The organism is Streptococcus rubneri, assembly GCF_004785935.1.
Lineage (GTDB): Bacteria > Bacillota > Bacilli > Lactobacillales > Streptococcaceae > Streptococcus > Streptococcus rubneri.
The window spans coordinates 1,552,157-1,568,884 of record NZ_SRRP01000001.1 but is presented as its reverse complement, the minus strand read 5'-3'; the positions used below and the strand labels follow the sequence as shown (position 1 = coordinate 1,568,884).

Genomic DNA, 16,728 nt, shown 5'->3' with positions numbered 1-16,728 from the left:
AAATAAAAAAAGGAGGACGGAGCTCCGAAAAGCTCCAAGGGAATTATGAAAAATTTTTGTAAAAAGATTTTCATGTTGTTTGCAATCTTGTTCATGTCCTTGCCTGCAAACTTAACAAGTGCTCTTGTAACTCACGCCCGAGCGGAAGAGAACATTGTTACCACGCAAGGAAACAAGAACACCAAGATCACACAAAACGGATGTTCGCGCAAGATTGAAAAGACAGAAGAAATTCACTGGCGACTCCCAAGAAAACCAATTGACTTGGTCATCTTGCAGGATGCGAGTGGATCGTTCAAAAATACCATCCCAAGTGTTCAGAAGGCATTGAAGGCCTTAACGACATTTGTTAGTGAAGAAGACTACAATGAGAACAATCCTCGTTTGGTCAAGACTAATGATCCGGATACATCAGACCGTGTCATGATGACCACCTTCCAAGGTGTGGATGGCTACAACTATTACAACAACGATACCTTTACAGGTAAGCCAACTGTATATCCGGGTTGGGGACCAAAATATGATTATCAATACAAATCAACAGGTCTTACAACTGATCAGAATGCAATCCATAACTTTATCAATAACATCACAGTAAACGGAGGAACTCCAACAGTTCCAGCCATCGAAGATGCTATCAAACAGTATAACGCTAATAAAGGTAGCATGGCCAATGGGCGCAAGACCGTCTTCCTCATGATTACCGATGGTGTTGCCAATGGTAAACGTGATGCTGATGGTAAGGTTCGAATTGACTATAGTGGCATTCGAAATCAAAAACTCCAACGTGCATGGAGTTATAACCAACTTTCTGAGGCTTCCCAAGACATCATTGGTCGTGTAAACGAAGTAAAAGATGCTGCGAACACTCTTAAAGGAGTGGTTGGGGAAAACGGAACTGTAGTTGTAGGTTTCTGGGAAGACGTAGCACTGTTTAACAATGATAAGGCTCAGTACTACGATGTCTACAAAAATGGTTTCTCAAAATACTTTGATATCGGAGACAACCGTTCCGTTCAGGAAATCTTCCATGAAGCCCTTCAAGGGATGGCTTCTCCAGATAAAGAAGTAAATGGCAAAAACGTTTCCTTCTATGTTAATGAACAAGACAATATCGACAAATTCTCAGCTCGCGTTTTGGAATCTGTTGGGGCTGCCTTGGTCAAGGAAGATATCAAGGGTGAATTTACGGTCACTCCAGGCTACAAGGTAGATGCTGTTCGAATCAATGGGAAGAAGATTGTCTCTGAAGTCAAAGATCCTGACAAGGAAATCCGTGGTAAGATCGAACAGGATGGTGACAATGTTACTATCTCTGTACCAGAAAGTGTCTTCAACCCTGGTAAGAACAACTTCGACTACGACTTGAGTAAAGAAGCTCATGCTGAGCAAGTGGACGAAGATGATGAACAAGATCCTCCTGCAGGTTACCAACCAGCTAAAGAACAAGTTCAAGTTCCTGAGTTGACTGGTAAGTTTAAGGTTGGTGACTTCGAAACTCAAACAATTGGGGGTCACAACGAAACAGTAGAAGTTCAAAAACTTGAATACTGTTACCCAAGTGCAACCAAGAAAATCGAAGACCAAGATCTTAGCAACGATACAGGTACCATTGAAGACCCACTTCAATTGACTAAAAAACCAGCTTATGCAGCTAACTTGTCAGATAAAGCTGAAGAATTTACGTATACAGTAAACTACAACTTCAACAACGTTCCTTATGAATTCAAGAAGAATGTTATGTTGACTGACCCATTGGACTACCGCTTGGAAGTGGTTCGTAGCTCAGCGACTGGTCCTAATGGTTCTCTAACAACTCGTGTCGTGAAAGGTCAAGACAGCGCTGGAAACGAACGCGACATCGTCGTGGCAGATGTGCCAAGCGACGGGACAAACTACAACTATTTGGTCTTGAAACAAGCAGAGCTCAAGATTACGGTTAAATTGAAAGAAGAATTCCGCAAGGATCAAGCAAGTAAGAATTACTTAGCCCTTCTTCAAGATAGCAACGGCTTTGGTTTGGTCAACCAAGGGAATATCATGTGGAATGGCGAAGATGATTCTCCAAACCCAGACCCTCACGCTAAGACAGCAGACAAGCCAAGCACCATCCGTCGTTCAAACCCTGTTTATGTAAAACCTCCATTGTCAACTGACATCGAGAAAAAAGTAAACGAAAAAGAACATGCGGACCTTGCGACAGAAGATGAACTCTTCGAATACAAGGTATCTGTTCCATGGCCAGGTACTGCTGACAAGTTCACTGTAACCGATACAGTCGTTCCAGAATTGGAAGTTCAAGAAAGCACCATCAAAGCAACTATTGATGGAAAAACTTATTCGGCTCTCACTAAGGCGACGACCCTAAAAGATCAAACTGTTGAAATCAGCTTGGATAAAGCTGATATGGATCGTTTGGCACGTTTGGTCAACCGTCGTGGTGGCGACGAAGTTAAAAAACTGGACTTAGTCTTCCAGGCTAAGATCCGTCCAAATGCTGACTTGAGCAAGTACAAGAAGAACGGAACCATCAAGGTGCCTAACAAGGCAGACGTCGCTTTGAACGACATCAAGAAAACTTCTAATGAAGTAACCGTTACTCCGCCGAAACCAAAAGAACCAACGGTAGAGAAGAAAATCAATGAAACCTTAGAAGATTACCAAACCTTCGAAGGTCAACCATATACCTACAACATTTCAACAGCTATCCCAGCAGATGTTTCTTCTTATAAGAAATTTGTCATCAGCGATACGCTTGATAACGATTTGGAATTTGATGGAGAAGCAACTATTAAGGGAGATGCTGCGGATCTCTTCACAGTAGAAAAGAACGGTCAAACTGTTACAGCTACTGTGAAACCAGGCAAGTTCAAAGACCTTGCTAACTACTCAACTGTTGAGTTGATCATCCCTGCCAAAGTGAAACAAGGCGTGTCAGGTAAAGTCATCGACAACAAAGCGAAAGTTGAGTACACAAACAAGAGCAATGTGGACAAAGAAGTAGAATCAACTCCAGTTCATGTTACTCCTCCTCCTGTAACTAAGAAGATCAATGAAAATCTTGATCACTTAGATATCCCGACAGGAGAACAATACAAATACAACGTTAAGACAAAACTTCCAACAGATATCAAAGATTACAAGAAATTTGTGATCACAGATACCTTGGAAAATGAATTGTCTGTCATCAATGAAGGTGAAACAAAACCTGTCATTAAAGGTGCAGCAGCAGCCTTCTTCGATGTTGAAGTTCAAGGTCAAACAGTAACGGCTACGATGAAGAACTTTGCAAATGCTGCGGATCTTGCAGGTCAAGAAGTTGAACTTGAAATCCCTGCTAAGATCAATGATGGTGTAACTCGCGTTAAGATTCCGAATACAGCGAAAATCAGCTACACTGATAAGAACGACCACAGTGGTGAGAAAGAGACAAAACCAGTAACGGTTACTCCTCCATCAGAACCAACTGTTAAGAAGAAAATCAATGAGAAGCTGGATACAGCCGTAATCGGAGCTGAAACAGACTACACTTACAACATCAAGGCTAAATTGCCAAACGATATCACTTCTTACAAATCATTTGTAATCACGGATACCTTGGATGAAAATCTCCAAGCTGGTGAAGCAACAATCGCTGGTGAAGCTAATAAATTCTTCACGGTAACAGTAACTGGTCAAACAGTAACGGCTACGATGAAGGACTTTGAAAATGCTGGCGACTACGCTGATAAAGAAGTTGAACTTGTTATCAAGGCGAAAGTGAAGAAAGAATCAACTGCTGAAGCAATTGAAAACAAAGCTAAAATCACTTACACTAACAAGAGCGATCAGCAAGGTGAGAAAGAGACAAAACCAGTAACGGTTACTCCTCCACCAATCACGAAGAAAGTGAACAATCAAGAACACGCTGACTTGAATAAATTAAGCGAAAGCTTTACTTATACAGTCGATACGAAAGTTCCTGAAGTTGCTGATAAGTTTGAAGTATCAGACCAACTGGTTAATGAATTAACCTTTGATGGGGATGCAACTGTCGAAGTGGATGGCCAAAAAGCAACAGACCTCACTGTTCAAACCAACGGTCAAACACTCACTGTAACCTTTGATAAAGACCAAGTGAAGAAATATGCTGGTAAAGCTGTTCATATTACCTTCAAGGCTAAGATCAAAGACAATGTCTCATATGATGCCCTTCTAGCTGCTTATCCAAATCCAGCTGGAGACAAGCCTTTAGTGCCAAATACTGCAAGCTTCATCATTAATGACAACCCAGATTCTAAGAAAGAATCAACTCCTGTAACCGTAACTCCTCCTCCAACCACAACACCTGAGTTGAAGAAGAAAGTCAACGGTCAAGAACGTTACGAATTAGCGAAACGTGATGAAGAGTTTACCTACACTCTTACAACAGAAATGCCTGCTAATGCATCGATCTTTGAAATCACTGACGAATTGAAAGATGTCTTGCAATTTGTAGGTAAAGATGGATCTGCAACTGTGAAGATTGATGGAAAAGCCGCTGGTAAGAAAGCGACTGTAACAGTCAAAGATCAAACCATCAAGATTGCCTTTGCAGAAGCTTCTGTGAAAGCAGATGCTGGCAAGTCTATCGAAGTAACCTTCAAGGCTAAGATCAAGGATGGCGCAAACCTTGCAGCTTACATCACCCCTGCAGGTACAACTGAAATTCCGAACAAAGCTTCTTATGATATTGACAACAATCCGAAATACCATAAGGACTCTAACGAAGTTCCGGTAACACCTCCAACACCAGGTGAGCCAGGTATCAAGAAAGATGTCAACGGCAAAGAAGCTGAAACATTGAAGACAGCTACTGAAGAATTTACCTACAATGTAAATACAGAAGTACCAGCAGATGCAACAGCCTTTGCGGTCAAAGATACCTTGGTAGATGTTCTTGAATTCGCAGATCCTACAGGTCGTGCAAGTGCAAGCCTCAACGGCCAAGCAATTCCAGCTGAACAAATCAAGGTTGAAGGTCAAACCATTACCTTGACCCTTACAGAAGACCAAGTCAAAGCTAACGGTGGTAAAGCTGTTAAATTGACCTTCTCTGCTAAGATTAAAGCAAATGCAGACCTTTCAGCTTACATCACTAAAGATGGTAAGACGGAAGTTCCAAACAAGGCAAGCTACACTGCTAGCTTCCCTAACAAACCTGAGGTGAACAAAGACTCCAACGAAGTCCCAGTTACTCCTCCAACACCAAATGAGCCAGAAATCAAGAAAGACGTTAACGACAAAGAAGCTGCGACTCTTAACAAACGCGATGAAGTCTTTACTTATAATGTAACGACAGAAGTGCCTCAAGCAGCAACAACCTTTGAAGTCCACGATACCTTGGTAGATGTTCTCGAATTTGCTGGTTCTTCAAGTGCAAGCTTGAACGGCAAAGAATTGAAGGCTGAACAAATCAAGATTGACGGCCAAACCATTACCTTGACCCTTACAGAAGACCAAGTCAAAGCCAACGCTGGTAAAGCGGTGAAATTGAGCTTCACAGCCAAGATCAAGGATGGCGCAAACCTTTCAGCTTACGTCAAAGATGGTAAGACTGAGGTTCCAAACAAGGCAAGTTACGTTGCGGACTTCCCTAATAAACCAGGCTTTAGAAAAGATTCTAATGTAGTCCCAGTTACTCCTCCAACTCCGAAAGAACCAGAGATCAAGAAGGATGTCAACGAAAAACCAGCTGAAACCCTTGTAAACCGTAACGATACCTTCACTTACCACGTCAACACAAGTGTTCCAACAGATGCGACAGCCTTTGAAGTTCACGATACCTTGGTAGATGTTCTTGAATTCGCAGGCGCATCAAGTGCAAGCTTGAACGGCAAAGAATTGAAGGCTAACCAAATCAAGGTTGACGGACAAACCATTACCTTGACGCTTACAGAAGAGCAAGTGAAAGAAAACAGCGGTAAAGCAGTGAACTTGACCTTCACAGCTAAAATCAAGAAGGGTGCCAACCTCGCAGCTTACCTCACACCTGCTGGTAAGACCGAGATCCCTAACAAGGCAAACTACAAGGTAGACTTCCCTAACAAACCAGGCGTAACCAAGGATTCCAACACGGTTCCAGTAACACCTCCAACACCAGGTGAGCCAGAGATCAAGAAAGATGTCAACGGCAAGCCAGCTGAAACGCTTCAAGCTCGTAACGAAGAGTTCACTTACCATGTCAACACTGAAGTTCCAGCAGATGCGACAGCCTTTGAAGTCCACGATACCTTGGTAGACGTACTTGAATTCGCAGATGGTACTGGACGTGCAACTGCAACTCTTGGTGAAGAAGCTCTTGCTCCAGAACAAATCAAGGTTGACGGTCAGAAGATTACAGTCACATTGACTGAGGACCAAGTCAAAGCCAACGCTGGTAAAGCAGTGAACTTGACCTTCACAGCTAAGATCAAGGATGGTGCCAACCTTTCTGCTTACGTAACCAAAGAAGGTAAGACTGAAGTTCCGAATAAGGCAAGCTACAAAGCAAGCTTCCCTAACAAACCAGGCGTAACCAAAGACTCAAATGAAGTCCCAGTTACACCTCCATCACCAGAACTTCCTCCAATCGAGAAGAAAGTAAACAACGAAGACCAAGCAACTTTAGGAGCACGCGATGAAGTCTTCACTTACAAAGTGACTACTCGAGTTCCTCAAGATGTTACAGGATTCGCAGTATACGATACGATTGAAAAAGTTCTTGAATTTGCAGGCGAAAACGCTGAAGCTGTCGCAACTCTTGACGGCCAAGCTTTGGATGCCAGCCACATCAGCTTCAAGGGTCAAAAGATTACAGTGAAATTGACTGAAGAAGAAGCGAAAGCCAATGCTGGTAAGACAGTTGAATTGACCTTCAAAGCGAAGATCAAAGATGGTGCAAACTTGTCAGAATATGTGAACGAAGATGGCGTAACCCGTGTACCAAATACGGCTAAGTACAACTTCAACAACGATCCTGGCACAGAGCAAAAATCTAAACCAGTCCCAGTTATCCCACCAACACCAGGTGAGCCAGAAATTAAGAAGGATGTTAACGACAAACCTGCTGAAACACTAGCTAAACGTGATGAAGTCTTCACTTACCACGTCAACACAAGTGTTCCAACAGATGCGACAGCCTTTGAAGTTCACGATACCTTGGTAGATGTTCTTGAATTCGCAGGCGCATCAAGTGCAAGCTTGAACGGCAAAGAATTGAAGGCTAACCAAATCAAGGTTGACGGACAAACCATTACCTTGACGCTTACAGAAGAGCAAGTGAAAGAAAACGGCGGTAAAGCAGTAAACTTGACCTTCACAGCTAAGATCAAGAAGGGTGCCAACCTCGGAGCTTATATCTCTGCTACAACGAATCAAGTAGAGATCCCTAACAAGGCAAGCTACAAGGTAGACTTCCCTAACAAACCAGGCGTAACCAAAGACTCGAACACAGTCCCAGTTACACCTCCAAACCCAGGTCAGCCTGAAATTGAAAAACAAGTCAACGGTACAGCTGAAGCCCTTCTTGGAGACCGTGATGAAGTATTTACATATACGATCAACACAGTGATGCCAGAAGATGCAACAGCCTTCGCAGTAACCGATACTCTTGATCCTGTATTAGAGTTTGAAGGAACTGCAAACGTAACTCTTGATGGTAAAGCAACTGATGCTACTGTCACAACTGACGGACAAACTCTGACAGTTAACTTCCCAGAAGCAACAGTGAAATCAAGCGCTGGCAAGAAAGTACAAGTAACCTTCAAGGCCAAAGTCAAAGCCGACGCAGATCTTACTCCTTATCTGACAGATCGTGGCTACACAGTACCAAATACAGCATCTTACATCCTTAATAACAATCCAGGATTGAAGAAAGACTCTAACACCGTTCCGGTTGTTGTACCGAAAGTACCAGAACCAGAAATTTCTAAGAAGATCAATCGTACCTTGGATCACTTGGATGTAGACTACGATGCTGGCTACATGTACAATGTCAACACGAAATTGCCTGCAGATATCGACAAGTATAAAGAATTCACTGTAACAGATACCCTTGAACCAGTATTGGAAATCGCGGGTACACCAGTGGCTTACGTCGATGGTTACGATGCCAAAGAAGCTCTTGAAACGAAAGTGGAAGGTAACACTGTTACCGTGACAGTGAAAGACTTTGCTCGCCTCAAAGGCTTCAAAGAAATTCAATTGTACATTCCATCTAAACTCAAATCAGGTAGCGATTTGACACCTTATGCAGAACAACTTGTTCCAAACAAGGCGACTGTATCCTTCAAGGACCGCAATGGTCAATCAGGAAACAAGGAATCTAAGCCGGTGACGGTGAAACCACGTGATCCTGAAAAACCACGCGATCCAGATCCAAACAGACCACAAAAAACTGTTGGTCCAGAGGATGGTTCAGCACCAGGCTCTGTTTACCGCTTGAAGACAGCTGGCGAACTCTTCCGCTTCGACATCACTACTCCAGTTCCAACCGATCCAAAAGATGAGAACGGCAATCCAGTCAAAGACCAATACGGTCGCGACGTCAAGACGAAATTGACCAACTTGACCTTCTCAGATGAGATCGATAAGGCTCTGAAAGTGAAGAAAATTGCCCTCAAGGTTGAAAATGCTCAATTTGCTTCTATCCAAGCAGCGCTTCAAGCCAAGCTTGATCAGGCAAAACAAGAGTTGAAAGACCTTGCTGGTCAACCAACTACTGGTTCAATTGCAGAACAAGTAGCTGCAGCAGAAGCTAAAGTCGCTGACTTGACAGCGCAAGTAGAAGCTGCCAAGACTGCAGCAGCAGAAGATGCAGAATCAGCAGAAAAAGCAGCAGCTGTGACAACACTTGAAGCAAGCTTGAAAGCGGCTCAAGATGAATTGACAGCTCTGAAAGAAAACGCTGATAAGTCAGGTGGACTTCCAACATCAGCTGATCAAAAACAAGCTCAAGAGAAACTTGAACAAGAAATCAAGAGCCTAGAAGAAGCGAAAGCGAAACTTGATAAGGCAGTTGAAAATCTAAGCAAAGTTTCTAATGAACGTGGTGAAATTACTGGTTCTGACTTAAGTGCCTTTGCAACTGTCACCTATGATGAAGCAACAAATCTAGTAACTGTTGAAATCACAGATGAAACTATTCTAGATGCCCTCAAAGGAAGCACCCTCCGTCTTGTCTTGTACACAAGCTTCAAAGATGGCGTCGATGTTAGCAAGTACGTCGACAATGGTGTGCCAAACGTTGCAAAAGTAAGCTTCAACCATAAACCAAAAGAAACTTACGAAGTGAAGGTATTCCCACCAGCACCAAATACACCACCACCTGGTCCATACACACCTCCAACGCCAGTGATTCCACCGGCACCGAATGGTGACTTGCCACCAGCTCCAATCCCAGATAAACCAAAACCTAAGAAACCAACACCGAAGGTCCCAGAACAACCACAACCAATCTTACCGAAGACAGCAGCAGTTGATTCTCCAGTAATGAATCTTGTGGGTGGCCTCATGTTGGGAATGACTAGCCTTCTTATCTGGAAACGCAAGAAGGAGCAATAACACATATTGCTAGAAGAGGGTAAAATATTTTACTCCTCTTCTTGCGGTATTGTTAGTATAATTTTAAAGGAAATTATCATGAGTAGAAAAAAGTTAATTAAATTAGGGATTTCAGTTCTTGCCTTAAATGCTTTGGGAGTAGCAGCGCATTATACAGTCCCAAACTTTATCCCAACCGTTTTGGCTGAAACACCAGGAGAAGATGAAGAAATTCCAGATGCAGAAGAACGGAAATTGGTTGTTAATTTCACTAATAAATTGAATGAATTTGAAGGAGACATTCAAGCCTTTGAGGACGATCCTTCTGATGAGGATATGAAGGGTTTGCTAGAGGATAGCATCAATGAGCTAGCTACTGGACTTGCCGTTGTTAAAAACGGTGTCAAAAGTCCAGAAGGTCAAGCTTCTGCTACTAAATTAGAAGCTCGTTACAACGCCTTGGTTGCTCGAGCAAATGCTGCCTTAGGTAAGACTACCCCAACTGAAACGACGAAAGAAGTGACAGAGACGGAAGAGATTCCATTCACCAGCCGAGAGGAAAAGAATGCAGATCTTCCAGAAGGCACGCGCAACGTCAAGACTCCTGGTCAAAAAGGTGAAAAGACCATTGTCTATACCGTTACTTATGTCGACGGTAAAGAAACGAAACGCGAGAAGAAGAGCGAAACTGTTACGAAGCAACCAGTTGAAGAAGTGGTTGAAGTGGGCACCAAGAAGGCTGCTGTTGTGACAACTCAGGAACTCACAGTTACAGAACCAATCCCTTATGGAGAACAGACCGTAACCAATCCTGACTTGCCAGAAGGTACACGTAACGTGAAGACTCCAGGGGAAAATGGTGAGAAGACCGTTGTCTACACGATTACCTTGACCGATGGTGTCGAAACCAAACGCGAGAAGAAGAGCGAAACGGTCACTAAACAACCGGTTGATAAGGTCATCGAAGTCGGCACTAAGAAAGCTGCGGTGATCACAACTAAGGAAGTGACAGAGACGGAAGAAATTCCATTCACAAAACGTGAAGAAGAGAACCCTGCTCTCCCAGAAGGTACTCGCAATGTAAAAACTCCAGGTGAAAAAGGTGAAAAGACTATTGTCTATACCGTAACTTACACAGACGGAGTTGAAACAAAACGTGAGAAGAAGAGCGAAAGTGTCACCAAACAACCAGTTGAAGAAGTGGTTGAAGTGGGCACCAAGAAAGCTCCAGTTGTAACCACTTCTGAAGTGACAGAGACGGAAGAAATTCCATTCACAAAACGTGAAGAAGAGAACCCTGCTCTCCCAGAAGGTACTCGCAATGTAAAAACTCCAGGTGAAAAAGGTGAAAAGACTATTGTCTATACCGTGACTTACACAGACGGAGTTGAAACAAGCCGTGTCGTGAAGAGCGAAAGTGTCACCAAACAACCAGTTGAAGAAGTGGTTGAAGTGGGCACCAAGAAAGCTCCAGTCGTGACGACTCAGGAAGAAGTAGAAAAACATGAAGTTCCATTCACAACCCGTGAAGAAAAGAATGCAGATCTCCCAGAAGGCACGCGTAACGTGAAAACTCCTGGTCAAAAAGGTGAGCGGACTATTGTTTATACCGTTACCTACACAGACGGAGTTGAAACAGATCGTATTGTGAAGAGCGACGACATAACCAAACAACCAGTTGAAGAAGTGGTTGAAGTGGGGACTAAGAAAGCTCCAGTTGTAACAACTTCTGAAATCACAGAGAAGGAAGAAATTCCATTCACAAAACGTGAAGAAGAGAACCCTGCTCTCCCAGAAGGCACACGCAATGTGAAAACTCCAGGTGAAAAAGGTGAAAAGACCATTGTCTATACCGTGACCTATACAGATGGAGTTGAAACAAGCCGTGTCGTGAAGAGCGAAAGTGTCACCAAACAACCAGTTGAAGAAGTGGTTGAAGTGGGCACCAAGAAAGCTCCAGTTGTAACAACTTCTGAAATCACAGAGACGGAAGAAATTCCATTCACAAAACGTGAAGAAGAGAACCCTGCTCTTCCAGAAGGCACTCGCAATGTGAAAACTCCAGGTGAAAAAGGTGAAAAGACCATTGTCTATACCGTGACTTACACAGACGGAGTTGAAACAAAACGCGAGAAGAAGAGCGAAAGTGTCACCAAACAACCAGTTGAAGAAGTGGTTGAAGTGGGTACTAAGAAAGCTCCAGTCGTGACGACTCAGGAAGAAGTAGAAAAACATGAAGTTCCATTCACAACCCGTGAAGAAAAGAATGCAGATCTCCCTGAAGGCACACGGAATGTGAAAACTCCTGGTCAAAAAGGTGAGCGGACTATTGTTTATACCGTTACCTACACAGACGGAGTTGAAACAAAACGCGAGAAGAAGAGCGAAAGTGTCACCAAACAACCAGTTGAAGAAGTGGTTGAAGTGGGCACCAAGAAAGTTCCAGTTGTAACAACTTCTGAAGTGACAGAGAGGGAAGAAATTCCATTCACAAAACGTGAAGAAAAGAATGCAGTTCTCCCAGAAGGCACACGCAATGTGAAAACTCCAGGTGAAAAAGGTGAAAAGACCATTGTCTATACCGTTACCTATACAGACGGAGTTGAAACAAAACGTGAGAAGAAGAGCGAAAGTGTCACCAAACAACCAGTTGAAGAAGTGGTTGAAGTGGGGACTAAGAAAGCTCCAGTCGTGACGACTAAGGAAGTCACAGAGACGGAAGAAATTCCATTCACCAGCCGTGAAGAAAAGAATGCAGACCTTCTGGAAGGCACACGCAAGGTCAAGACTCCGGGTCAAAAAGGTGAGCGTACTATCGTTTATACCGTGACCTACACAGACGGAGTTGAAACAAAACGTGAGAAGAAGAGCGAAAGTGTCACCAAACAACCAGTTGAAGAAGTGATTGAAGTAGGGACTAAGAAACCACATGTACCGGTTGTTACAACCAAGAAAGTGGAACAAACTCTTGAATTACCATACAAGGTCATCCGTAAAGAAAACCCAGCACTTGCTAAGGGTGAAGAACGTCGCGTGACAGTTGGTAAGAAGGGACAAGCCCTGATCGTTGAAGAGATCACCTATACAGATGGTGTTGAAACTGGACGTAAAGAACTAGAACGTAAGGTGCTTGTTGCGCCAGTTGATGAGTTTATCTACTACGGTGTAGCAGAAAACCCAGTCAAGCCAGTGAATCCGGTTAACCCGGTGAATCCAGTTAACCCGGTGAATCCAGTTAACCCAGTGAATCCGGTTAACCCGGTGAATCCAGTTAACCCAGTGAATCCGGTTAACCCAGTCAAACCAGTTAACCCAGGTAAACAGGAAGAACCTGCTAAACCAGCTGGCAAGGTAGTAGCATTGGATCGTCCAGCCACTAGTCCAGTGGTTGAAAACAAGCAAGCTCTACCAAATACAGGTGAACAAGGTACAGGGTTCTTAGCCCTCCTTGGTGCAACTGTCTTGAGCATGTTCGGATTCCTTAGCCACAAGAAGAAAGAAGACTAAGAAGTGGAAGACTCTACTATAGAGAGGAAAACCCAAAACTAGTCGTAAGAGAAGGTCCTAGACCTTCTCTCTTTTTTTGAAAGAGGGCTAGAGGTTGCAGGTGCTTGACCTTCCCTCTCTGTCAGCTCATTACGAGGGAAAGCTTTCTGGAGGTGTACGATGTCAGCTTCTTCCCCTAGAGGGGTCATGATTCCTTTAGAAATAGAAATAAAGAAACGATAGAAAACTTCTAAAAAATGAGTATAATACTATCCTATTGTTTTATCCTTTATATACATACTATTGCAAGTGTAAAGAGGCAAAGAATAACCAGACAGTAAAAAGAATGAGTATAATTTGATGAGTAAAATATGTTTGGTTTCAAACTATTTGCATTTAAAAATTTTGTGTGCTATAATGCAAATGAAGGGTGAAAAAATATTAAAAAACTGCGTTGTTACTGAATTTTCGACAGGGTAATTGTAGATATCAGAACGAAGCATTCATTTTTTAAAAAGGCCTTACTAATTAGTGAATGCAAAAAATAAGACCCCTATATACATGTTGAACCCAGTGGTGACACAAAATACACTTATGCATAAGGAATATTGTCGCTTTTCATATAATACTATCCTAAGGGAGTTGTTTTAATGGAAAAAAAATATAGATATGTAACGCGAGCTGTTTTGGCTTCTGTTGCAGCTGTACCTGCTTTTGTTGTATCCAATGCGCAAGCTGATACAATTGGATGGAATACCAACCGTTATAGTTACACGGTTTATAGTCCAAGCTACTCTAACTGGGGCACTAGCTATAACCTTGGCCGTGTCTTGAATAACCTTGGTTTGAACTATGGTTACAATTATGGTTGGAATAACTATGGCTATAACAACTGGAACAATAACTATGGTTATGACTACGGTTATAACTATGGTTATAACAACTGGAATAACTACAACGGCTACAACAATTTAGCCAATGATGAAAACTATGTTTATTGGAACGGGAACCACTACTACCGTATGAACGATGGAACTTACCGTATCTACCGCGATGGTCAGTGGAAACCTCTAACAAACCGCAACAATAATAGTAATAACTTAGAGAATGATCCTCATTACCGTTATGAAAATGGTTACCATTACTACGTTTTAGATAACGGTGACTACTACTATTACAAAGATGGCAAATGGGTCTTTGTCAAGGATTCAACTCCGGAAGCACCGACTCCAGATCCAACTCCAACTCCGGAGCCAACGCCAACACCAGAAGAACCAAATCCAACTGATAAACCAGATCAACCGGTAACACCATCACAGCCTTCTGATCTTGATAACATTGATAGTTTGGTCTTCCCAGAGAACCCACCATTTGTAGGAGCTGATGGAGAGTTTAATCCTTTTGAACCAAGTCCAGAAAATCCAAGTGAACCAACACCAGAGGAACCTGTTCAACCTGAGGTACCAGGAAACGAAGGTTTGGTAACAACAGATGAGCCAAGTGAAAACCAAATCCCTCCATATGTGGAAACACCAGCAGAAGGTTTGGAACATCTCCCATGGGCTCCAAATGGACGTGCACCTAAGTTGGTCTACCCTCCAGGTAAGCCAGGTTCTGAAGCATTACGCCGAGATAAGAACTACTACTTTGACGGTTCTACCCACTATTACTACATTCCATCTGATACAGAAGCAACTGGTTATTCTGCTTATTGGAAATGGATTGATGGTAAATGGAAGCTTCAAGGAATGACAGATCCTAACGATCCTGTCATCGATCCAAAATTCCACGAAGATGCAAAAGATGACGAGTATGCATACAGCGATCGCGACTCAAGTGTGAAACTTTACTCTACAAACGTGGTAGAAACAGCTCAAGCTGGTAAAGCTCTTCCATTCAAGAACGTAGAAGAATTCAAGAACTATGTCATCGAAAAGATGCATCCTACTTTCATTGACAATGCTGGATGGGATGCTAAAGTAGAATGGGAAATCGAAGACCCAGAACTCTTTGAGAAATCAAAGGAAAACCCATGGGCGAAAGACTATGTCTTGATCGCTAACTTGAAGAGTGGCGTAGATGATAAAAACTACAAAGACGTTGAATTTGGTTATGTGAAATTCGTTTACCGCGTTCAAGCGACAGACGACACAAACTATGTCTACTTAGAAAAAGCCAAAGAAGCCTTTGCGAAAATCAATCAATTGAGAAAAGCACAAGGCATGAAAGAATTGACTTGGTCTGATGATGTCTACAATTCACTTAGCTTGCCAAAAGCTAACCAAATTTCACGCCAATATGATAGCACAGGCTTCGTAGCTCGTCGTGAAGAAGATGCAGCAACAGTTGCAAATAAATGGTACAACAGTGGTTTACGTGAATTGCTGCTAGATCCAAATGCGACAGAAGGTGCTGTAGCAGCAGTCGTAAATGGAGACGGTAACTATTACTGGGCTTACAATTATAAATAATCGATTGATCCAGATCATGTCCTATTCAAACTGAATAAGGAAGGGACTAAAAGAGGAGCTTATCCAACGGATAGCTCCTTTTTTTATGCACAAATCTTGGAGGGGCAGTAGTAATGCTATGGCAAGACGGAAAAGGAGGGGGACAAACTGCCCTGTGGATGATAGACTTGGTTAGTGATAGAGAAAAAATTACAATATGAACTTGACAAAAAAATAGAAAAAGAGTATTATTAACTGGTTAAACAACCGATTAAATAACCGGTTAAGAAAACAGAAAGAAGGATTCTATGAAATTTTGGAAAAAAATGGAAGGTCTAGGGCTCTTCCTGAGTCTTCTTTTCCTTCTAACAGCTTGTGGCTCCAAGGGTAATCCGACTCCTACTAGTTCGAAACAGGGGCTCAAGATTGTGACCAGTTTTTATCCTATCTATGCTCTGGTTAAAGAAATTTCTGGTGATCAGAACCAAGTGTGGATGGTCCAGTCAGGAGCGGGCATCCATGACTACGAACCTTCTGCCAAGGAGGTGGCCCAGATATATGATGCGGATGTCTTCGTCTACCATTCCCAAACCTTGGAATCCTGGGCGGGGCGGCTAGATCCGAATCTGCAAGGATCCAAGCTTCAGGTCATCGAAGCGAGTCAAGGGATGACCTTGGATAAGGTGACTGGTCTAGAAAACCTCAGTGAGGAAGAAGGAGAAGGGGCTCAGAGTTTGTATGATCCTCATAGCTGGGTGGATCCCCTTAAAATAGCAGAAGAGGGTCGCCTACTAGCCCAAAAGCTAGGAGAGATAGACCCAAATCATCGGAGCCTCTATGAGGCCAATGCCAAGAAACTAGAAAAACGCTGCCAAGATTTGGTTAGCAACTACCAGCCTCTCTTTGAGAAAGTTAAGCAAAAGACCTTTGTGACTCAACACACTGCCTTCTCTTATCTAGCCAAGCGCTTTGGCTTGAAGCAGTTGGGGATTGCAGGAATTTCTCCTGAGCAAGAACCGACGGCTCGCCAACTAGCTGAAATCCAGCAGTTCGTGAAGGACTATCAGGTGAAAACCATTTTCGTCGAGAAGCACACTTCCTCCAAGGTGGCGGATAGTATCGCTCGGGCAACGGGAGCGCGTGTCAAGGTTTTGGATCCTCTAGAAGCAGATCCTCAGAATAACAAAGATTTACTAGAAAATTTAGAAGAAAATTTGGCTGTCTTAGCCAAGGAATTAAAGGAGTAAGAAGC

General features: G+C 43.0%; 4 protein-coding genes. All 4 read left to right on the top strand.

Annotated features, from left to right (window positions below; translation table 11 throughout):
- The first annotated feature begins 72 nt into the window (after nucleotides 1-72).
- The 4 genes from E5S68_RS07545 (at nucleotide 73) to E5S68_RS07530 (ending at nucleotide 16,723) form a co-directional block, all read left to right on the top strand.
- On the top strand, nucleotides 73-9,561 hold the full coding sequence (locus tag E5S68_RS07545; protein ID WP_275946149.1) for an isopeptide-forming domain-containing fimbrial protein: 9,489 nt from the start codon (nucleotides 73-75) through the stop codon (nucleotides 9,559-9,561).
- A 78-nt stretch (nucleotides 9,562-9,639) separates the two neighbouring features.
- The gene (locus E5S68_RS10625) at nucleotides 9,640-13,047 is read left to right on the top strand and encodes a G5 domain-containing protein (protein WP_135782976.1); all 3,408 of its coding nucleotides are present in this window, start codon (nucleotides 9,640-9,642) and stop codon (nucleotides 13,045-13,047) included.
- A 629-nt stretch (nucleotides 13,048-13,676) separates the two neighbouring features.
- A complete protein-coding gene (locus tag E5S68_RS07535) occupies nucleotides 13,677-15,497 on the top strand; it encodes a CAP domain-containing protein (protein WP_135782975.1) in 1,821 nt (606 codons plus the stop codon).
- Nucleotides 15,498-15,784: 287 nt separating this feature from the next.
- A complete protein-coding gene (locus E5S68_RS07530) occupies nucleotides 15,785-16,723 on the top strand; it encodes a metal ABC transporter solute-binding protein, Zn/Mn family (protein WP_135782974.1) in 939 nt (312 codons plus the stop codon).
- The last annotated feature ends 5 nt before the right edge of the window (nucleotides 16,724-16,728 follow it).